The sequence below is a fragment of the Reinekea marina genome, assembly GCF_030409715.1.
Taxonomy (GTDB): Bacteria; Pseudomonadota; Gammaproteobacteria; order Pseudomonadales; family Natronospirillaceae; genus Reinekea; species Reinekea marina.
In genome coordinates this window covers 1-18,900 of sequence record NZ_JAUFQI010000001.1, presented here as the reverse complement: position 1 = coordinate 18,900, position 18,900 = coordinate 1, and the positions used below count along the sequence as shown (strand labels likewise).

Annotated in this window: 29 protein-coding genes and 2 pseudogenes; 17 read left to right on the top strand and 14 right to left on the bottom strand. The window is 44.1% G+C overall.

Annotated elements, in window-relative coordinates:
• Nucleotides 1-14: 14 nt before the first annotated feature.
• Nucleotides 15-221, bottom strand: coding sequence for a hypothetical protein (locus tag QWZ13_RS00145; RefSeq protein ID WP_290279910.1), 207 nt, complete (start codon nucleotides 219-221; stop codon nucleotides 15-17).
• Between the two features lie 31 nt (nucleotides 222-252).
• On the opposite strand from QWZ13_RS00145, the gene serA reads away from it, so the two are divergent.
• The 5 genes from serA (at nucleotide 253) to QWZ13_RS00120 (ending at nucleotide 4,321) form a co-directional block, all read left to right on the top strand.
• Nucleotides 253-1,482 (top strand): phosphoglycerate dehydrogenase, encoded by a 1,230-nt coding sequence (serA, locus tag QWZ13_RS00140; protein ID WP_290279908.1) that lies wholly within the window; start codon nucleotides 253-255, stop codon nucleotides 1,480-1,482.
• 40 nt (nucleotides 1,483-1,522) lie between these two features.
• Nucleotides 1,523-1,990, top strand: a complete 468-nt coding sequence (locus QWZ13_RS00135; RefSeq protein WP_290279907.1) for a hypothetical protein — start codon at nucleotides 1,523-1,525, stop codon at nucleotides 1,988-1,990.
• A 94-nt stretch (nucleotides 1,991-2,084) separates the two neighbouring features.
• Complete coding sequence (locus tag QWZ13_RS00130; RefSeq protein ID WP_290279905.1) at nucleotides 2,085-3,833, top strand: methyl-accepting chemotaxis protein; 1,749 nt, start codon at nucleotides 2,085-2,087, stop codon at nucleotides 3,831-3,833.
• A 137-nt stretch (nucleotides 3,834-3,970) separates the two neighbouring features.
• A complete protein-coding gene (locus QWZ13_RS00125; protein WP_216000557.1) occupies nucleotides 3,971-4,147 on the top strand; it encodes a hypothetical protein in 177 nt (58 codons plus the stop codon).
• Nucleotides 4,148-4,192: 45 nt separating this feature from the next.
• Nucleotides 4,193-4,321, top strand: a complete 129-nt coding sequence (locus QWZ13_RS00120) for a hypothetical protein (protein ID WP_290279903.1) — start codon at nucleotides 4,193-4,195, stop codon at nucleotides 4,319-4,321.
• A 10-nt stretch (nucleotides 4,322-4,331) separates the two neighbouring features.
• Here the strand turns inward: QWZ13_RS00120 and QWZ13_RS00115 are convergent, their stop codons facing one another.
• On the bottom strand, nucleotides 4,332-4,454 hold the full coding sequence (locus QWZ13_RS00115) for a hypothetical protein (protein WP_290279901.1): 123 nt from the start codon (nucleotides 4,452-4,454) through the stop codon (nucleotides 4,332-4,334).
• Between QWZ13_RS00115 and malE the strand changes: the two genes are divergently transcribed.
• The 4 genes from malE (at nucleotide 4,426) to malG (ending at nucleotide 8,661) form a co-directional block, all read left to right on the top strand.
• Nucleotides 4,426-5,508 (top strand): maltose/maltodextrin ABC transporter substrate-binding protein MalE, encoded by a 1,083-nt coding sequence (malE, locus tag QWZ13_RS00110; protein WP_290279899.1) that lies wholly within the window; start codon nucleotides 4,426-4,428, stop codon nucleotides 5,506-5,508. The genes QWZ13_RS00115 and malE overlap by 29 nt on opposite strands.
• Nucleotides 5,509-5,817: 309 nt before the next feature.
• Nucleotides 5,818-7,386: a maltose ABC transporter permease MalF gene (malF, locus tag QWZ13_RS00105; protein ID WP_290279897.1), complete on the top strand. Its 1,569-nt coding sequence runs from the start codon at nucleotides 5,818-5,820 to the stop codon at nucleotides 7,384-7,386.
• A gap of 16 nt (nucleotides 7,387-7,402) precedes the next feature.
• The gene (locus QWZ13_RS00100) at nucleotides 7,403-8,110 is read left to right on the top strand and encodes an ABC transporter permease (protein ID WP_290279894.1); all 708 of its coding nucleotides are present in this window, start codon (nucleotides 7,403-7,405) and stop codon (nucleotides 8,108-8,110) included.
• Nucleotides 8,020-8,661: a maltose ABC transporter permease MalG gene (gene malG / locus QWZ13_RS00095; protein ID WP_290279892.1), complete on the top strand. Its 642-nt coding sequence runs from the start codon at nucleotides 8,020-8,022 to the stop codon at nucleotides 8,659-8,661. The genes QWZ13_RS00100 and malG overlap by 91 nt, the downstream gene beginning before the upstream one ends.
• A gap of 257 nt (nucleotides 8,662-8,918) precedes the next feature.
• Here the strand turns inward: malG and QWZ13_RS00090 are convergent, their stop codons facing one another.
• Nucleotides 8,919-9,281 carry a phosphoribosyltransferase gene (locus QWZ13_RS00090; protein WP_353958960.1) on the bottom strand — a complete coding sequence of 121 codons (363 nt, stop codon included), beginning with the start codon at nucleotides 9,279-9,281 and terminating at the stop codon, nucleotides 8,919-8,921.
• Between the two features lie 215 nt (nucleotides 9,282-9,496).
• Between QWZ13_RS00090 and QWZ13_RS00085 the strand changes: the two genes are divergently transcribed.
• Entirely contained in the window at nucleotides 9,497-10,042 is a 546-nt protein-coding gene (locus QWZ13_RS00085) for a gamma carbonic anhydrase family protein (protein ID WP_252729015.1), read from the top strand.
• Nucleotides 10,020-10,160, top strand: coding sequence for a hypothetical protein (locus QWZ13_RS00080; RefSeq protein ID WP_290279890.1), 141 nt, complete (start codon nucleotides 10,020-10,022; stop codon nucleotides 10,158-10,160). The genes QWZ13_RS00085 and QWZ13_RS00080 overlap by 23 nt, the downstream gene beginning before the upstream one ends.
• 51 nt (nucleotides 10,161-10,211) lie before the next feature.
• Here QWZ13_RS00080 and QWZ13_RS00075 read toward each other — a convergent pair whose 3' ends face one another.
• The 4 genes from QWZ13_RS00075 to QWZ13_RS00060 form a co-directional block, all read right to left on the bottom strand.
• Nucleotides 10,212-10,406 carry a PA3496 family putative envelope integrity protein gene (locus tag QWZ13_RS00075; protein ID WP_216000553.1) on the bottom strand — a complete coding sequence of 65 codons (195 nt, stop codon included), beginning with the start codon at nucleotides 10,404-10,406 and terminating at the stop codon, nucleotides 10,212-10,214.
• A gap of 172 nt (nucleotides 10,407-10,578) precedes the next feature.
• Complete coding sequence (locus QWZ13_RS00070) at nucleotides 10,579-11,379, bottom strand: putative bifunctional diguanylate cyclase/phosphodiesterase (protein WP_290279887.1); 801 nt, start codon at nucleotides 11,377-11,379, stop codon at nucleotides 10,579-10,581.
• A complete protein-coding gene (locus QWZ13_RS00065; RefSeq protein ID WP_290279885.1) occupies nucleotides 11,376-12,122 on the bottom strand; it encodes a GGDEF domain-containing protein in 747 nt (248 codons plus the stop codon). Before QWZ13_RS00065 ends, QWZ13_RS00070 begins: the two co-directional genes overlap by 4 nt.
• Nucleotides 12,065-13,402, bottom strand: coding sequence for a PAS domain-containing protein (locus QWZ13_RS00060; protein WP_290279884.1), 1,338 nt, complete (start codon nucleotides 13,400-13,402; stop codon nucleotides 12,065-12,067). The genes QWZ13_RS00065 and QWZ13_RS00060 overlap by 58 nt, the downstream gene beginning before the upstream one ends.
• A 48-nt stretch (nucleotides 13,403-13,450) precedes the next feature.
• On the opposite strand from QWZ13_RS00060, the pseudogene QWZ13_RS20085 reads away from it, so the two are divergent.
• From QWZ13_RS20085 to QWZ13_RS00045, 5 genes and pseudogenes are all read left to right on the top strand, one after another.
• A pseudogene (locus QWZ13_RS20085) lies at nucleotides 13,451-14,292 on the top strand (UvrD-helicase domain-containing protein); the annotation flags it as partial.
• An 84-nt stretch (nucleotides 14,293-14,376) separates the two neighbouring features.
• Nucleotides 14,377-14,876: pseudogene (locus QWZ13_RS20080) on the top strand (3'-5' exonuclease).
• Entirely contained in the window at nucleotides 14,855-15,712 is an 858-nt protein-coding gene (locus QWZ13_RS20075) for a 3'-5' exonuclease (RefSeq protein ID WP_494338225.1), read from the top strand. The pseudogene QWZ13_RS20080 and the gene QWZ13_RS20075 overlap by 22 nt, the downstream one beginning before the upstream one ends.
• A 16-nt stretch (nucleotides 15,713-15,728) precedes the next feature.
• Nucleotides 15,729-15,887, top strand: coding sequence for a uracil-DNA glycosylase family protein (locus QWZ13_RS00050; RefSeq protein ID WP_290279882.1), 159 nt, complete (start codon nucleotides 15,729-15,731; stop codon nucleotides 15,885-15,887).
• Nucleotides 15,866-16,237, top strand: a complete 372-nt coding sequence (locus tag QWZ13_RS00045) for a DNA-deoxyinosine glycosylase (protein WP_290279880.1) — start codon at nucleotides 15,866-15,868, stop codon at nucleotides 16,235-16,237. The genes QWZ13_RS00050 and QWZ13_RS00045 overlap by 22 nt, the downstream gene beginning before the upstream one ends.
• 60 nt (nucleotides 16,238-16,297) lie before the next feature.
• On the opposite strand, the gene QWZ13_RS00040 is transcribed toward QWZ13_RS00045, so the two are convergent.
• Both QWZ13_RS00040 and QWZ13_RS00035 read right to left on the bottom strand, forming a co-directional pair.
• A complete protein-coding gene (locus tag QWZ13_RS00040; RefSeq protein WP_290279878.1) occupies nucleotides 16,298-16,729 on the bottom strand; it encodes an FAD-dependent oxidoreductase in 432 nt (143 codons plus the stop codon).
• Nucleotides 16,693-17,442 (bottom strand): NAD(P)/FAD-dependent oxidoreductase, encoded by a 750-nt coding sequence (locus QWZ13_RS00035; protein WP_290279876.1) that lies wholly within the window; start codon nucleotides 17,440-17,442, stop codon nucleotides 16,693-16,695. The genes QWZ13_RS00040 and QWZ13_RS00035 overlap by 37 nt, the downstream gene beginning before the upstream one ends.
• Here QWZ13_RS00035 and QWZ13_RS00030 point away from each other — a divergent pair.
• Nucleotides 17,425-17,613: a hypothetical protein gene (locus tag QWZ13_RS00030; RefSeq protein WP_290279874.1), complete on the top strand. Its 189-nt coding sequence runs from the start codon at nucleotides 17,425-17,427 to the stop codon at nucleotides 17,611-17,613. The genes QWZ13_RS00035 and QWZ13_RS00030 overlap by 18 nt on opposite strands.
• A 7-nt stretch (nucleotides 17,614-17,620) precedes the next feature.
• On the opposite strand, the gene QWZ13_RS00025 is transcribed toward QWZ13_RS00030, so the two are convergent.
• From QWZ13_RS00025 to QWZ13_RS00005, 5 genes are all read right to left on the bottom strand, one after another.
• Nucleotides 17,621-17,935, bottom strand: coding sequence for a DUF1513 domain-containing protein (locus tag QWZ13_RS00025; protein ID WP_290279872.1), 315 nt, complete (start codon nucleotides 17,933-17,935; stop codon nucleotides 17,621-17,623).
• Nucleotides 17,916-18,155 carry a hypothetical protein gene (locus QWZ13_RS00020; protein WP_290279870.1) on the bottom strand — a complete coding sequence of 80 codons (240 nt, stop codon included), beginning with the start codon at nucleotides 18,153-18,155 and terminating at the stop codon, nucleotides 17,916-17,918. Before QWZ13_RS00020 ends, QWZ13_RS00025 begins: the two co-directional genes overlap by 20 nt.
• Nucleotides 18,133-18,261: a hypothetical protein gene (locus tag QWZ13_RS00015; protein WP_290279868.1), complete on the bottom strand. Its 129-nt coding sequence runs from the start codon at nucleotides 18,259-18,261 to the stop codon at nucleotides 18,133-18,135. The genes QWZ13_RS00020 and QWZ13_RS00015 overlap by 23 nt, the downstream gene beginning before the upstream one ends.
• Nucleotides 18,233-18,499, bottom strand: a complete 267-nt coding sequence (locus tag QWZ13_RS00010) for a DUF1513 domain-containing protein (protein ID WP_290279866.1) — start codon at nucleotides 18,497-18,499, stop codon at nucleotides 18,233-18,235. The genes QWZ13_RS00015 and QWZ13_RS00010 overlap by 29 nt, the downstream gene beginning before the upstream one ends.
• A gap of 216 nt (nucleotides 18,500-18,715) precedes the next feature.
• Nucleotides 18,716-18,900 (bottom strand): hypothetical protein (locus QWZ13_RS00005; RefSeq protein ID WP_290279864.1); only part of this gene is annotated, 185 nt, incomplete at its 5' end.

Below are 18,900 nucleotides of genomic sequence, written 5' to 3'. Positions count from 1 at the left end.
CCGTTTTATTCAAGTCAGCAATTTTTAGAATGGCGGCAAGTATAACGATATAGTGGCCTAGGCGGCAATAACCCAAGGGTAAAGAGGTTAGAATACTCAATATAACTCGTATCTGGTTGTGATTGAGTTAGAAAAAGGGCGAAAATACCCTGAAATGAATGATTACATTGCAATATTTGGCTGAAAATCCACATAAAGCCTGTGTTATCATGGAGTTGCAACCCTATTAGTCACCTTTAGCAGAGCCCAAAGATGAACAAAACTTCCCTCGATAAAAGCAAAATTCGCATTTTACTCTTAGAGGGCGTTCACCAAAGCGCCTTAGATACACTAACCAATGCTGGTTACAGCAACATAGAATTACTGAAAGGTTCGCTTCCTGAAGCCGAACTGATCGAAAAAATCAAAAATGTCCACTTTATTGGCATCCGTTCTCGCACGCAATTGACTGAAAAAGTATTCGAAGCCGCGAAAAAGCTGGTCGCGGTAGGTTGCTTTTGCATAGGAACCAATCAGGTAGACTTAAAAGCCGCAGCCGCCCGTGGTATAGCTGTTTTTAACGCTCCTTATTCAAACACTCGATCGGTTGCTGAGTTGGTCTTGGCCGAAGCCATATTATTGTTACGCGGTGTCCCTGAGAAAAACGCCGCCTGCCATCAAGGTGGTTGGAAAAAAACAGCCGAGAACAGCTATGAAATCCGTGGCAAAAAGCTCGGTATTGTGGGTTATGGCAGTATCGGCACCCAGTTAGGTGTGCTTGCTGAAGGGCTGGGCATGGAAGTGCTGTTTTATGACATTGTGACCAAGCTTCCAATGGGCAACGCTCAACAAGTCGGTTCTTTAAATGATCTTCTGAGTAAAGCCGATGTAGTATCGCTTCATGTGCCAGAAACGACTTCAACTAAGTGGATGATGGCAAAAGCGCAGTTTGATCAAATGAAAGAGAATAGCGTCTTCATTAATGCAGCTAGAGGCACAGTAGTAGATATAGACGACTTAGCCGATGCCATACGAAGTAACAAGCTTTTAGGTGCCGCTATTGATGTGTTCCCAGTTGAGCCACGCTCAAATACGGATGAGTTTGTCTCACCGTTAAGGGAGTTCGACAATGTCATTCTTACACCTCATGTCGGTGGGTCTACGCTTGAAGCGCAACTTAACATTGGCATTGAAGTAGCCGAAAAACTGGCGACATTCTCCGACAACGGTACTACGCTGTCGGCCGTTAACTTCCCACAAGTTGCATTACCATCGCACCCCAATGCGCATCGAATTTTGCATGTTCATAAAAATATTCCTGGCGTATTATCGGAAATTAACACCGTGTTTTCTGAAAATAACATCAACATTATTGGTCAGTACTTACAAACTTCTGAGCAAATCGGTTATGTTGTTATTGATGTTTCGGCAGATTGCTCTGAAACGGCATTAGAAAAAGTATTGGCAGTAACGGGAACAATTCGAGCTCGTATATTGTTTTAATAATACAGGCTCGGGTTTTAAAGGTAGTACGAGGGTAATTATGGCGAACGTTTGGCTCCACATTAAGTCTTTGTTGGCCTATTTGGCCATAGGGTGCTTGATGTTGTCCTGTAGTTCTCGGTCTTTAAATACCGAGATGACTCGTTGCGTATACCCCGATAGCCCCCGCACTCCTGCGCCGGCATTTGTGTGTGATCCTCAAATGCCGGGTTACCCTGTTACGCAACTTCGGCAGTCTCCTTTATCGGACGCCAGTGTCGATGAGCGCATTCGCCATGTGTATGAAGATCAAATAATGGCATGGAGTAATGAATGGGCGAACCAGTGGTATCGGCTCCCTAATTCAAGGCAAGCCGCTTTAGAGTGGCTACAAAAATACCTAGACCGAGAAGCTCGAGTCATTCGTAGCCGGGTCAGTCCTAAAGGCGAATTGTGGCTATTAATTGGTCTCCCAGAGAATGATGCCTTTTATAAGGCTCGTTTCGAGAAAGAAAAGCCCTTCAAGTAACTCAAACAATGGCCGATAAATAAGACTCTGTTTCTCTATCAGCCTGATCTCACTATTTTTGCAAAGGCTGCTAGGCTACTCCTTAGGTATAGTTATGTTTGAGGCGCCTTTAATGAAAAACCACTCCCCAGAAAAGCCTAAGTCTCGAAGCGGGTCACTTAAGGTGCGTTTTGCCTGTTTTATATTAGCGATTGCGCTGGCAGTGCTTGCTGTAAACCTATTTATTATAAAAAAGATTCAGACGGTTCATCCGATAGTCGATCAACAATTAACCCTCATAGCAACGCAAGCAGCGCAATCAACACAGCACATCGAGTTAATCGCAAATCAGCAAATTAATATCGAGCGGGTACATCAAATAAACGGTGCCATTAATTTACTGAATGAGACCACCTATTGGTATTTTCAAGGAGCGTTGACGTTGGTCACCGCCTCATTAGAGTCTGGCCGAGAAAAGCATGACCAGCTTTTGCAACAGCTTACGGCTATGAGCCGAAGTGATCCCGAAAATGCTGCAGTTTTTGTAGGCATCACAAAAGAGGCTGAAAGCTTTCAACTCTACGCTGAGCGTATGTTTGAAATGTTCGAAAGTAATTCGGTGTCTATGGGTAAGTCGATGGGCGAAGGTGCAAAATTGCAGGCCGATAAAGTATTGACGTTGCTCAATGCCTTACGTGACCAATACGTGAATGAACAAGCCAATTCAATGGATCAGATTAGCCAAGGCTCTAACGCGATTAAGCAAGCTGGCGATGCAGCCTATGCTGCAGGAGAAAATATTGGACGAACCGCAAAGAGTATTATCGGATCTGCACTGACCTACAGCGTTGCATTATTGGTTATTATTGTTATAGCGGCGGCGGTTGCATTCCAAATGCTGTTAAAACCTATTCAACAGTTATCGAAACGGATACAGGCTGGTATTAAAAGAAACGAATGGCCGCTTTTAGAAGCGCATAGCGATCCAGAGTTGCATGGCGTAGTTACTGCTTATAACAAGCTAGTTGAGCAAATAAACTCATCACGGCAAGCAACGGAACACAGTGCTCAGCTACTTGATTCTTTAATGGCTCAAGCGAGTCCAAAAGAAGAAGGGTTATCGGAAAATACCAACAAAGTGCAAAAAGAAATAGAGATGGTATCGGTCGCCACGCATCAATTATCCGACAGTGCGGAGCAGGTAAAATCCACCACGGAAACGGCGTCTGAATTAGTTTCACAAGTAACCAGTGCAGTCACTTTTGGTCAGCAAACGATTGCTGAGAGCGTTCAAAGCTTGGAGCGATTAACTCATCGGATCGACAATTCTACCGAAGTCGTGAACGAGTTGGCTAAAAACACCGAAGAAATCGGCACGGTGTTGTCAGTGATCAGTGGAATATCAGAGCAAACCAACTTACTTGCATTGAATGCTGCTATTGAGGCCGCCAGAGCAGGGGATCAAGGCCGCGGCTTTGCCGTGGTCGCGGATGAAGTACGGAGCTTGGCCAGCCGAACCCAGCAATCGACCGTTGAGATTCAAGAGACTGTACAAAAGCTTCAGCAAGGTGCCGAGCAGGCCGTAAAAGAAATGAGTGAATCTCGTGCCAGCAGCGAAAAAAATATGGCACATGCACGGCAAGTTCAAGATTCGATAGAGCAGGTGGCTCAGCTCGTGAGTGAGATGCAAAAGTTAAATAATCAAATAGCCGAGGCAACGGGTGAGCAATCTTCGGTAGCCATCAGTGTCGACGACAGCGTCATGCGTATCACAGAGCAGATTACGCGCTTAACTGAACATGCCCTGTTGCTTGATCAGATGGCAGGCTCCGTGCACAAAATAAGTGATCAGCTCAAATCATAAGGGGTCTTTTGAGCTGTCAATTTGTCGTCAAATAGTGTTGTTTTTGTACGATTCGATGCAGGCCTGAAATATGTGAACTAAACTCTCTTTAACCAGTTGGCGCAGGGTGCGCTAGAATTCTGAAGAGAGGGGGTTGTATGAAAGGGTTGTTCTTGATTACCGTTTTTACCGCTTGCGCTTTATTAGGTACTGCCATGGTACTTATTGACAGTGGCCTGTTCAGCTTATCGATTTTTTGCACACTCGGGGCGTTGATTGCCTTTTTGGTGGCGTATCAATTGCAAACGCATTATTCGTTATTAGACGATGAATAGAGCGTAAGGCAAATAAAAAGTTGGCATTCAGCTATTGTTCACCCTTTGAGCAATAGACTTAAGATCGTCAAACATTTCATGGCCATTCCGTCTAATTTGCCAAAAGTGGTAGTTAGATGGGGTGGGTTAGGTGGATTTTACCGTAGAATGAAAAAACCGATCTTGGACACTTAAGTAGAAGACGTTAATTTAAGTGCTGTAATGAAGTAATTCTTAGGCACACGACAATAATAAGATAGGAAGCTCCAACAATGATGAAGAAAACATTAGTTACGGCGTTGGCTGTTGCCAGTGCTACCTTAGGCACTCAAGCAATGGCTTGGGAAGAAGGCTCTCTGACCATTTGGATTGGTTCAGATAAAGGCTATAACGGTTTGCAAGAAGTCGGTGATGTTTTTGCCGATGACACTGGTATTACTGTAACTGTTGAAACGCCTGATGATGCAACCGGTAAATTCCAGCAAGAAGCTGCTATTGGTAAAGGTCCAGACGTTTTCATTTGGGCACACGATCGATTTGGCTCTTGGGCGAAGTCTGGTTTGATCTCTCCAATTTCTCCAAGTAAAGATGTTATGAAAGCATTAGATGACTCTTTCTGGTCGGCTACATCTTATAACGGTCAAGTCTATGGTTACCCAATCAACGTTGAAGGTCCTACTCAGATCTGTAACACCGATATCGTTGACAAGCCATTTAAATCTATTGATGAAGTACGTGAAGCAGCGCCTGGCCTAGCAGCTCAAGGTAAAAAAGCGCTTATGTGGGATTACAACAACACTTACTTCACTTATGGCTTCTTAACAGCTGAAGGTGGTTACGCGTTTGAACAGGTTGATGGTTCTTACAATTCTAAAGTAACGGGTGTTAATACTCCGGGTGCCATTGCTGGTGCTCAAATGATTAAAGATTTAATCGACGAAGGTGTTATGCCGGCTGGTGTTGACTACGGCGTATTCGATGCCGCATTTAAAGCTGGCGAAGTAGCTTGTGTCATTAACGGACCATGGGCTTGGGCTGATTACCAAAAAGCGGGCATCGATTTCGAACTTGCACCTTATCCTAAAGTAGGAAAAGGTAAGCCAAGAGCTTTCACTGGCGTACTTTCTGCTGGTATCAACGCTTCTTCTCCAAACAAAGAGTTAGCGGTAGAGTTCATTGAAAACTACCTATTAACTGAAGAAGGTTTGACCATGGTTAATGATGATCGTGCCCTAGGTGCCGTGACTCATAAGAAATTCATGAAGAAAGTGGGTAAAGAAGATAAGCGTATTGCTGAAGCCTTTAAAGTTTGGACAACCAGTGAGCCAATGCCAACGTACCAGAAATGGATGCGTTCTGGAGCAACATGGAAGCTGCGTTAACCTCTATTACTCAAGGTGCGCAAACAGCTGAAGCGGCATTGAATGATGCAGCGGCTCGTATCACTGAATAAGTGATCCGTTAGCTAGACCCCCGTAACTCTATTCGGGGGTTAAAAAAGGGTTTATAGCTGCGGCTGTAAGCCCTTTTTTTAGCTTAACTATAATCTAAGTGAAGAGCTTAAGGGGCAGTCCACCAACGAAATGGATTAAGCTGGGTTTTGCCCAACTGTGTTAAATTCAACCCTTACAAATCAACGATTAAACTTTAATCTTAGCCCTATCAATTACAAGTAAATTAAAGGATGGAACATGGCGAATGCAAACGCCATCCCGATGGCGCCAGAAATGACGGCCCAGGAGCGATGGAAAACGGTAATTCAGTACGGCTTAGTCTGCACGTTGTCGGTGTTTTTTTTATACATTACCTTTTTAATGTATGCCCAAGGTGAAATGCTATACGCAGGCATTATGCTGGTGTTTACGTGTGCTTTTGCATTCGTATTTACGTCAGATAGAGCTTATGTCTGGCGCTATATATTCCCGTCACTTGTTGGCGTTTCCTTTTTTATCATCATGCCGATTTTATACACCTTAGGGCTGACCTTTACGAATAAGTCAAACCTGCACTTACTCGAATATGAGCAAGCTAAGAATTATTTCTTAAGCCAAACGTATATTGCCGAAGGCAGTGAATCTTATGGTTTAAAAATTTATCACCAAGGTGATCAGTTTCACCTAGCGCTGGTGGCGAACGATGATCAAATGTTCATCACGCAAGATCCGATTGGATTAGACAATTCTGAAGCCATTAAACTACCCATGGTGCCAATCAACGAAGAGCCAGCGCTGGAAGAAGCCCCAAGAAAGTCTGTGATTACTTACCGACAACCACTCGCCGATATCAAGCTGGTGCTGCCTAATGGTACAGAGCTCGCGAAATCTAAATTACGGGAATATGCAGAAATACACCCATTGTGGATCGCTGAAAAAGACGATGTGTTGGTCAATCAAGATACAGGGGAGCAGGTTTCCGCAAATTTTGAAACTGGCTTCTTCGAGCTACCCAATGGCGATTATGTCTCTCCCGGTTTCCAAGTTAACGTTGGTTTGGATAACTACATAAGAGTCGTCACTGATAAAGATATGTTAAAACCATTTTTATCAATTTTTACCTGGACCATTTTCTTTTCTATATTCTCCGTGGCCGCAACATTTATGCTGGGAATTGTCTTAGCGAGTTTCGTGCAATGGGACCCAATCAAAGGCCGCAGTATTTATCAGCTGCTATTGATTTTACCTTACTCGGTGCCAGCCTTTATTCTAATGCTCGTTTTTAAAGCACTGTTCAATCAGAACTTTGGGCAGATTAACCACGCCTTAGATGCGCTGTTTCAATTTCAGGTGGCTTGGGATACTGACATCACCATGTCGAAAACCAAAATCTTGCTGGTGAATGTTTATTTAGGTTACCCCTATATGTTTATTTTATGCTTAGGCATGTTGCAATCAATCCCGAAAGATCTATACGAAGCATCGAGCTTAGAGGGAGCGAACCCCATCGTAAACTTTTTTAAGATTACTTTGCCGTTAATCATTAAACCTTTGTTGCCGTTGTTGATTGCCTCCTTTGCATTTAACTTTAACAACTTTGTATTAATTCAGCTCTTAACCCGAGGCGCTCCACTGATGTTGGCCTCTAATCCTCCCGCTGGTGGAACCGATTTACTGGTGAACTATGCTTACCGATTGGCCTTTTTGGGTGATACGCAAGATTATGCACTGGGTGCAACCATATCGACTTTTATCTTTGTGATGATTGGCATCATGGCTGTGTTTTATCTCAAAGCATTGAAAGTAAAAATTGGCGTGCAAAAATAATTCTCGGAGAATTCACATGGTTAAATCAAAATCGTTTTTCGCCCGAGTTGTTGGCGTACACATTTTACTCTTAGCATTCTTGTTTTTTGTTATCTATCCATTGCTCTATGTTATTTCGATTTCATTTCGCAGTGGCCAAACCTTAGTAGATCCAGTTAATTTGCTTATACCGTCTAGCCCTACAATGGAGCACTGGGCGTTAGCGCTGGAGAACAATTACACCGGTATGAACCCGCTTAAGAAAGATTTAGACGGTGTCGAGGTTGTTGAGTTAAATAACGGCTTAGGGGATCTTACTTTTTACGCTGATGGTCGCTGGTCGTTGCAAGCAGACACGGAATTCAGTGAAGAAGACTTTCCTATTACCAGTTACTTGGCGATTTCCTTCTTGAATCAAGTAGGCGACAAAATCATCATTGAAGGGGCAGACAAGCGAGGCTTTTACGATTATCAGAAAATTGTATTAGATCTAGAAGAAAACCGTGATCAATACTCAAGTGATGTTCATTTCACAACGCCCGAGGGCTCGATCAATGGGCAGTTAGATGTACCGAGTTTACCAGAAGGTGCAACGCGAACGACCTTACAATACGGGGATGCTTATGTAGCGGTTCCTAAATTCCCTGTGTTGTCTTGGTTAATGAATACAGTAAAAGTAGCCAGTATTACCGGCTTCCTAATTTTATTGTTCTCTACCACGGGAGCATACGCTTTTGGCGTTTAGGCTTTACGGGTAAAGATCAGATGCTTAAAAGTTTACTGGTTATTCAAATGTTTCCGAATACCTTATTCTTGGTCGCGTTGTACCTAATCTTTGATAAGTTGGGTGCATTTATTGATCTGTTGGCACTTAATACGCACTCGGCGCTCATCTTTGGTTATATGGGCGGGATGGCTTTGAATATTTTCTTGATCATTGGCTATTTCGATACCATTGATCCCGCGATGGAGGAGTCTGCTTCAATCGATGGCGCAACACCGTGGCAAACATTTTATAAAATCTTATTGCCATTAAGTGTACCTATATTGGCCGTCGTGTTTATTTTGGCTTTTATTGGTATTGTGAATGAGTACCCTTTGGCGGCTTTGTTAATCAGTGACATTAATAAGATGACGCTCGCAGTAGGATCACAGCAATACATTCAAGATCAAAATTTATTGTGGGGCGACTTCGCTGCGGCCGCCGTTTTAGCCGGCGTTCCAATTACAATTGTATTCTTAATTGCTCAGCGCTTCCTTGTAGGTGGTTTAACCTCTGGTGGTGTGAAAGGTTAATTTCTAACAGCACAAAAAAAGGCTCCTAAACTTACGTTTAGGAGCCTTTTTTATATCGGCATTTTTAAAGAAGTATATCTTTAATCGCACTGAGTTCTTTTTTGCCTTCGACTAATTCTTCTGGCGTAAGGCCAGATAATTCATGTGGGAAACCAACCACTCTTCACTTTGCTGAACGTAGTAGTCAGGAACAATGTCCACTTGTGAGTTTTTAGGTTTATACCACGGGCAGGCAACGCGAATATCTTTCGGTGTGTTTAACCGAGACTGCTGGCGAATTTGATCAGGGCGTCTACACTGCGACCTGAATCAAAAACATCGTCAACAATAAGTAGCGAATCGTCAGCATTGGCGTGATCAATTAAGTAGTGTAAACCATGTACTTTAATTTCTTTAGATTGCTTTCCTATACCGTAATAAGACGATGTTCGAACCGCAATATGATCGGTTTCTATGCCTTTAAAATCAAAGTACTCTTGTACTGCGATACCAATCGGAGCGCCCCCACGCCAAATACCAATAATAAAATCTGGACGAAAGCCATCTTCTAATACCTTATGTGCCAAGCGAAAGGAGTCCTGCAAGAGCTCTTGCGAGCTGATAAAAACCTTGTCTGTCATGTTGAGAACCTTAAAAGGAAAGTTAACCTGTTGGCCAGAATTATAAACGACCTTGACGAGAATGGGTTAATTTTAGTTTAAATTGCAACGGTTCGCTCAATAATCTCAGCATTTAAGCAAGCTCAGGAGCGCTTACCGAAAGAATCATGTGTTTTAACCTGTGTCTGTGGTAAGTTTTTGCGATAAAACCAAAAACTTCAGGAGGGTACAGTCGCATGGCAATTCATACGTTAGGAGATCAGCAGCCTAGGCTCGGGCAACGAGTAATGATTGCAGAACTCAGTTTTGTGCTGGGTGATGTTACCTTAGAAGATGATGTCTCTGTGTGGCCTGGCGCAATTATACGAGGCGATATGCATCGAATATCCGTCGGTGCTCGAACCTCTGTACAAGACGGTGCCGTGCTGCATATTACTCACGCCAGTGATTACAATGAACTAGGATACCCCTTAACTATTGGCTCAGATGTCACAATTGGGCATCAAGCTTGTTTGCATGGCTGTACGATTGGAAGTGAAGTGTTGATTGGTATTGGAGCAACGGTATTAGATGGTGCTGTGGTAGAAGATAAGGTCATCATTGCGGCGGGTGCTTTAGTACCACCTGGAAAACGCTTAGAATCGGGTTATATGTACATTGGCTCACCCGCGAAACAAGCTCGAAAGTTGACCGACAAAGAATTGAGTTTTTTTAAATACTCAGCCAAAAACTATTGTAAATTGAAAGACCAGTACATTGATGAAGGTTTATCAGTCGTATAACTGGCAGGGTGTTAATTTTTGTAAGTTTTTTGAGCAGACTGGCCGTTCTCCCCATCAAGAAAAAGGTGAGTGCTGCGATCAGGTAACCATCGGTAACATCTCGCGTAGAGTTAAGTAACAGCTTCAAAAGCAATAAAGGCCGCTAATGCGGCCTTTATTGTTTACCCTGTTAGTTAAAAACGTCTAACTCAAGGTCGTGATACTCAGAGCGCATTCTTTGCTGCTCCATATAGTCTTCAATAGCTCGACGAGCCGCAAGACGACGATGGTTTTCTTGTCGCTTGTTTTGGCTAGCATCGGCTGGCTTGTGGAGGATAGAGTCTTCAATATTGGCCAATTCGAGTTCAAAAAGGTTTGTAGACATTTACATGGCTCCTTTAGAGGCTACTGCCGTATTATTGTTATAAGTCGTTCAACCAAGAGTACGTATCATCGCTCAGTTCGAGAGTAATTTTAGCCATTTCGGATGACATTTCTGTGAACTTCATCGTAGCAATGAAGACGCTTTCCAAATTGGCTAGGTCACTTGGTCGCTATTAAGTAAGCAAGTGTCGCGCCAACAATGCTAAAGTCGCGTTTTTATGTCTTGAGAGGTCAATCAGCGCATTTCTAATGCACTGATTCGGGCTTTGATTCAGCATTTGTAAGTTTGAATGCCTGATTAAGGTGAGAATTTCAGATGCAGGTAACGCTCGGCTAATGATAAATCCTTGTGCGTAATCGCAAGCCAGCGATTCTAAATATTCCAGTTGTTGGCGAGTTTCAACGCCTTCTGCGACAACGCTTAAATTCAAACTGTCGGCCATAGCCATAATGGCCTCAACGATCGGGCTTTTTTCTCCCGGGCGTATCTCTGCCACAAACGATTGGTCTATTTTCAGGGTATCTATTGGCAATCGCTTTAAGTAACTTAAAGAGGAATAACCCGTGCCAAAATCGTCTAGCGCCAAGCGCACACCGAGAGATCTTAATTGATTCAAAAAGTCCTGAGCATGATTGATGTCTTCCATCAACATGCTTTCGGTCAGCTCTAGCTCAAGGTACTCAGCCGGTAGCTGCGAGGTTTTGAGTGCATTTTGTATCACTTCGTAGAGATCATCACGTCTTATCTGGTGGCTAGATAAGTTAACCGAAACGGATATATCACCAAACCCTCGGTCACGCCAAGTAGAGGCCTCCATGCAGGCTTTATTCAGCACTTGCTCGCCAATGGCCGATATTAATCCTGTTTCTTCTGCTAATGGGATGAAATCTTGTGGATCGAGTAAGCCCTTGTGTGGGTGCCGCCAGCGAACCAGCGCTTCGACAGAATCGATAATGCCACTGGAGAGGTTCAATTTAGGTTGGAATTCGACAGAGAATTCATGGTTACGATGGCTTTGCGCAGCGATTTTTCAAGTTGTAACCGCTCTAAAGGCGAAGTCGCGAGTTTTTGATGATAGAACTGAAAATTATTGCCGCCTTTATAACGCGCCTGATTCATAGCCGCAATTGCGTGATTCATTAATTGGCTCAGGTTATTTTCTGAAACGATACAAACCCCAATACTGGCCGTAACTATGAGCTCATGGTCGTCCACTAAGAATGGACGAGTCACATCGGCTTGGATAGCGGTTAAAATTTCATGCAGGTGATTTTGGTCGTTTTCATACTCGATAATTAAAGCAAATTCATCACTGCTTAAGCGAGACACCTGCCTTACCGGCTCTTGCAAGTTGTTTAAGCGAGCCGCCAAATCACTTAACAGTTGGTCCCCAACTTCGATGCCTAAGCTTTCATTGATGGTTTTGAATCGGTCCAAGTTTAAAACACACACGGCGTAATGATTTTCTTGCAATGGGCGGTGTTCATGGAATTGATTCAAAACCTGATGAAAATAACCACGATTATACAAGCCAGTGAGTTTATCGGTATGACCGAGCGTTTCTGTGTTGGCCGTGGCCGAGCTCACGTCGGATAAGTCTCTAAAAATGCCTAAGTAATGCGATACAGATTTATCATCTCGAGTGACGGCGGTCAGAGTTAAGGAAATAGGTATACGCTCATCTTTCCTCTGGCGGCGACAATGTCGCCATTCCATCGTCCATTGTTGGCTACACCTAATTCTATCCGTGCGTGCTGCTCTGTCCTCAATACTTTGAATAAAGGCTCACCAAGTAACTCACCTTTTTGTCGTTGTAAAATGTCACAAAATGCACGGTTACAGGTTCTGAAGTTTTGTTGTGCATCTAAAATAAATACACCGTCTGGATTGGTATTAAATAAACTGGCCGCCAAACTCAGCTCTTCTTGCTGTTGCATATCTAAGGTGATATCTCGGCGCGTTCCCAGTAAACGAACGCCGCGTCCTAAATCATCCCGTTCGCTGATTTTCCCGGTGTCTTCGATCCACTTGATATCTTGGTTGCGTATCGTTTTAACGCGATACCGCGCGGTATAGTAATCTGTCCTTCCACGTAGGTGGTCAAGCATGGCTTTTCTGATCACAAGGATATCGTCTTCAAGCACGATATCGAACAAATCCAAAGGTTCTTGTCCTGGCAATTGCTGAAACCCAAAAAAGCGCTCGGTGTCTGAGTGGTAAACTTTGCGTGCGGGAATATCCCAATCCCAAAACCCAATGCCTGCAGTTGCAATAGCTAGACTAAGTTGCTCTTCGCTATTAATAAGCGCTTGGTTTACGTCTTTACGCAGATCGACTTCAGTACTGAGTCGTGCATTTGCTTCCTGTAATTCGTGGTTTTTTTGCTGAATGGTTTTTTGCAGATCGGTTTGCGTTGTCGTCATCATATGATTCAAGCGCGATGCTTCAAAATCGCTCCGGACGTTCGCCAAACCCATTGAGTGGCGCTGCTTACTGGCAATGTATATTAAAATGATCGCGGGCAAATGAAGTTGCCATAAAAACTCAAGGTTTGAAAAATACAAAAAAGGAATTGGAATTAACGTTGCTGGAATGATGGCTGCAGCACTTAGGCGGCAATGCGAGTAGAAGGCCATACTGGCAACCGCTGCTAATACAAGGGCAAGCGAGTTAAAAAAGGGCTCGTGGCGTGCAAAAAGCCCCCAAACCATGCTGTTGCACAATAAAATAGCCAAAAACCATAACACCGGGCTCCACAAAGGGTCTTTGCGAGCCTGTACTTGGCTGAAAACTGTTGATAAATAACCCGCAATAGATACACACACTAATACAGCGATAGAACCCAGGTGCAGAGTTTCTTTGAAATTGAGCTCATATATTGCACAGAGGATGCTTAAACCAAGGCTAGTGAGCCAATAATAGGGTGCATTTTTCAGTAAATATTGTAGGCGTCGGTGCCTTAAAGTCTCAAATTCTGAGTACATCTGTATCTTCATTTATAGTCTGTGAATTAATTATAGATACTTTTAAGCAAGTTTTTGGATATGACGCGCTTTTCTTTGATTTCATTGAAAATTTTCAATGGCCAAGCCTTTTTATTTCATTCTGATAAACTTAGCCTGTTTTTATATACAGTAGGCTTTTTCATGAATTCTCTGCAACTAGATTTGCTTAATACCGAACAAAGAGCAGCGGTAACTAGCGATGCACAGCATTTACTCGTATTAGCGGGCGCTGGTTCTGGTAAAACACGCGTATTAACGCATCGCATTGGTTGGCTCGTTGCAGCAGGGCTTGCCTCTCCCTACAGTGTTTTAGCGGTTACCTTTACAAATAAAGCTGCACGAGAAATGAAAGGCCGAATTGAAGAGTTATTGGAAACGCCTTCTCACGTTTATGGGTTGGCACATTTCATGGTTTAGCGCATCGATTGTTAAAAGCACATTGGCAACAAGCTAATCTACCGCAAAACTTTACGGTCATGGATTCTGACGATCAGCTGAGATTAGTTAAACGAATCATGGCCGATCTCAATATTACCGATGATCGTGTTCAGCCTAAGCAAGTTCAATGGTTTATTAACGGGCAAAAAGATGAGGGTCGCCGAGCGGAATATGTTCAAACCCAAGGTGATTGGTATCAAGAAACATTAAAAGATTTATATAGCCGCTACGAAGAGCTTTGCCAACAAAGCGGTTTGGTCGATTTCGGTGAATTGTTGTTGCGTGCTCACGAGTTATGGCTGAATCAACCTGATTTATTGACCCACTACCAAGACCGATTTACGCATGTCTTGGTCGACGAATTTCAAGACATTAACGAAATTCAATACGCTTGGTTACGTGTTCTGGTCGGAGAGAAGCTAAGCTTAACGATCGTAGGCGATGATGACCAATCAATTTACGGTTGGCGTGGTGCGAAAGTAGAAAACATTCAAAATTTTTCGGCGGTTCAAAGTGATGCCGAAGTTGTGCGTTTAGAGCAAAATTATCGTTCGACGGCCAATATTTTGAATGCCGCGAATGCGGTAATAGAAAACAACAGCGGCCGATTAGGTAAAAAACTTTGGACAGAAGCGACGATGGCCAGCCTATCCGTTTATATGCGGGTTTTAACGAGCAAGATGAAGCACGATTTATTGCAGACGAAATGAAGCGACTCATCGAATCCTCGACAAACCCGAGCGAAATAGCCTTACTTTACCGTTCAAATGCTCAATCACGCGTACTCGAAGAAGCGCTTATTCAGGTTCAGGTGCCGTATCGAATTTATGGCGGTGTTCGCTTCTACGAGCGAATGGAAATACGCAATGCAGTCGCTTATTTACGTTTAGTGGTTAACCGATTAGACGATGCATCTATGGAGCGAATCATCAATGTTCCTCCTCGAGGCATTGGTAATAAAACGGTTGAGACTTTGCGATTATTTGCTCGCGATCAGGCTGCTCTTTGTGGCAAGCGGCAGAGCTAGCGCTAGAAAATGGTGTATTTGCCGCACGCGCAGGCAATGCGCTCAAGAATTTTATGCAACTCATTTCAGATATCGAAGTTGAGGTTATCGAACAAGATGATCTGGGCGATATAGTGAAGTTTGTAAACGACGCTTCAGGCATGATCGAATACCACGAGAAAGAAAAGGGTGAAAAAGGGCGCACTCGTATAGAGAACTTAAACGAGTTGATTACCGCGGCACAAAGCTTTTCAACCGAAGTCGATGTTGAATCGACAGGTGAATTACTGGCGCAATTTTTAGGGGAAGCGTCGTTGGATGCTGGTGACGGCCAAGCCGATGAATTTGAAGACAGCGTAAATCTAATGACGTTGCACAGTGCAAAAGGGCTCGAGTTCGATCACGTATTTTTAGCCGGGATGGAAGAAAATCTTTTTCCTCATAAAATGTCGATGGATGATGTCGGCGGCATTCAAGAAGAGCGTCGACTCGCCTATGTTGGTATAACGCGTGCCAAAAAAGAGTTAACGCTGACCTATGCAGAAAGCCGACGGTTGTACGGTAATGAAACATTTAATAGTGTGTCACGCTTTGTACGTGAAATACCCGATGAATACTTAAATGAAGTTCGCTTACGCGCCCAAGTCTCTCGTCCAGTTAATTTTGGTTTGCAACAAAACATGGCTGTAGAAGATGCAGGTTTGTCTATGGGCCAGCGCGTCGAACACGCCATGTTTGGCGAAGGCACCATTGTTCACGCCGAAGGCGGAGGTGCCCAAACTCGAATTACCGTTGCCTTTGATGAAGGTAAAGAGCGCGTGCTCATGCTGCAATACGCTAACTTGATTCCGTTGTAAGCAAAAATAGCAGTTTATGAATAACGCCATTCAGTCTTTTGATGCGGAAACAAAGAGCGAGCCCAAAGTATTAATTTTGGGTTCGATTCCTGGCGTTGCTTCTCTCAACGCGCACCAATATACGCGCACCCAAGAAATGCTTTTTGGTCCATCATGTGTCGCTATTTTGGTCTAGATGAACAGTCAGACTATGAACACCGCCTAGCGGGCTTACTCGATAAAAATATAGCCTTGTGGGATGTGCTTGGCCGGGCAGAGCGTCAAGGCAGTTTAGACAGCGCCATCAATATACAAACGGAACAAGCAAACCCCATTGATGCTTTTATAACGCAACACACAAGTGTGGAGGCTATTTTATTCAACGGGGGTAAAGCAGAATCCAGTTTTAAAAAAGTATTTGCCAAGCAGCCTGTATTTGCCAACATCGCCACACACAAGTTGCCATCAACAAGCCCTGCTTTTGCGGCGATGTCATTTGAACAAAAGTGTCAGCAATGGCACCAATGCTTATCTTTGTACTTTTAGAGAACTACTCACTTAAGCGTTTTAATCAACGCTCGGCTTTTGCGAACAGCCTATCTTTGGCTAAACGCATTTTAACTCCCCACTGTAAAAAGGGTTGGGTGGCAACCAATTCGGTTGTGGGCGCTGGTTTATCTGTTCAATTTCTGGCGTGTTCTCGCCGATGGCTAAATAAGCGAGCTGCTCACCAAAGTGCGTAGCCAAGCCAATACCTCCACCGTTATAGCAGCCAGCGGCAAGGCAATTTTCTGAGACCCGAGTAAAAATATTCGCTGAGTTTCCGCTGATACAGGTGATGCCTGCCCAGCTGTGCTCTATGAGGTTATCGGGCAGAGAAGGGAAACGTTTTTCTAAGCCCTGCTTGTGAACATGAATACGCCGTTGCAACCCTTGAGTTGATAAGTGAACACCGGTGATCGCTTCAGCCGTATTACGAATCATAATGCGTTTATCTTCGGTTAACCGTACGGTTGCGCCCATAGCTTGTGCCGACAATAACCCCCAAGGTTTTGGCGAGCCGATTGATGAATATTCTTGTTCGGTAAGCGTACGGTTAAGCTAGCGGTTAACGTCAAAGGAAAGGCGCGTTGCGTGAATGCACCTAACGATGGCAAAAAGCCGTTAGCACATAATAAAATTTGTTTCGCCGTCACTGAACCTTGGTGTGTAGTCACCGATACTTTTTTGGAGCCGTATTCTATTTTGTGGACAGGCGTATTCTCATATAACGCCACATTATTGGGTAAAGCGGTAATCATAGCGCGCGCTAATTTAGCCGGTTGTAACATGACTCCACCTTCCGTGTGCACCGCCATGCGATAAAATTTGGTACCAAGGCGCTCGTGTAACTCGCTACCCGCCAGCAATGAACTTTTAATGCCACAGCTGGCCAATGTTTGATGAAATTGAGTGAGCTTTGCTTCGTTTTTGAGCATCGACGTTGCGTGAAATTTTCCTGAGTCATCCCAATCACAATCTACCTGATAAGCATCCACAAATCTTTTAACTGTTTCTAAGGCGGCTCGATTTAAATCATATTTTTGCTTGTATAAACTGAGGTGCTCTCCGGTCAGGTGGCCGTCGTTCAAAGTTGAGTCAACTAAATAGCCAGAATTTCTGGCACTGGCACCTTCGCCCGCGCGTTGTGCATCAACAATAACAATACGGTCATTGGGTCGCAGTGCTGCAAGTTGTCGTGCTGCAGACAAGCCCGTGTAACCCGCGCCGATGATCAGCCAATCGCATTGGATCGCTTTTTTAGTTCAACGTTAGGCGTACGTGGTGCGAGTTGGTTAAGCCAGCCACAGCCATCATCATTGTTTGGAAAAATCATACAGACCTCGGGTGTGATATATGCCCTGATAGTCTCAGGCTTTTAGCTTGTGTTCAAGTCACGCTGAAATGGTTATCCCATCGTATCTTGCTCGGAATCACATCTCCTTGGTTGTAGACTCTCCCTGTGCCTGAACCTGCGAACAAACCTTGCGAGGTTGCTGCCAGCGCGCATACGTCTGGCAGTAAAAACTGATCGTTCAATTCAAAATTATGCTCTGCAAACCAGCCTAGCCAGTGAGCACGAGGGCTGGTTGCTACAATCATTCCTTCACTGACTTCCACACTGCCAATATAGCCTTTCAGTTGAGCCCAAAGGCTAGGCGGTGCCTTCAGTGGCGTGAGCGTTTCATTTTTTAGCGCAAACAACAGTGGCGGGCTGTCGCCTGGGTCCAGTTGGTATTGGCCCGCAATATAAGGCTTCCGCTGTCAGAGCAGGCAAGGTGCTTAAACTAAGCCCGGCAAAAGGAGCCGGGAACTCTTTTTCAACAGTCAAGTTATTGGGTGATAGCTGAAGCAAAAATGAGGTTAGACTATTTTGTTGGTCACTTCTCGACCCTTGGTTTTTAAGCCGCCAACAGCAACCCAAATGGCATTGGGCGTAGAGGCGATTTCATGTGGACCAACATAATCAAAAACTGCTGGCCAACTTCAACCAATTTATTGTCAGCTAATTTGTAGCTGAGTAAACACATTTGAGAGCTGGCTCGATGACTGGCGCTGACAATGAGCTTGTTGTTTACCCAGCAAGCGTGCCGTTAACTTTAAATGATTACTAACTCTGACTAGCCCTAAATCTTGGCCGTTTCGTGAGCTAAATAACTGTAAATAGCGGCCTGGTCTACGCGCAATGGCAATACCAAAGTCTAGGCTTGGGTGCAGTGCAATATCATGCCCGCGCCCGGTAAAGGCATTGCCATTGCAGCGCGCCATTGAGGTTTACCGCGCTGATGGCAAAGTGGTCGCTGCCTAATCTGGACGCGCCAATGATTAGCTCGTCAGTATTGGTCGTGGCGTTTGCAAAGGCTAAAGATTTAAGTTGAGTGCTAACGCCAAAGCCGACCCTTGGCCTAAAAACGCTCGCCGACTAATCACCGTCAAAATTGTTAAACCCTAAATAAACATCGAGTGATGAGGCAAGATCATTTTCTATATATTGCGCAAGCGATTTGAGTTTTGGTTTAAGTTTGTTAACTCTGATTGAGTTAAAGATAAGTCTGAATTAATCACTTGAGAAAGCAACTGTTCTGTTCGTGCACGCTGATCAGAACCAGGGTCGAGCTGCGTAAACAAGGTGTTAATTTGAGCGCTCAGTCCGTAAAATTGGCCAACCA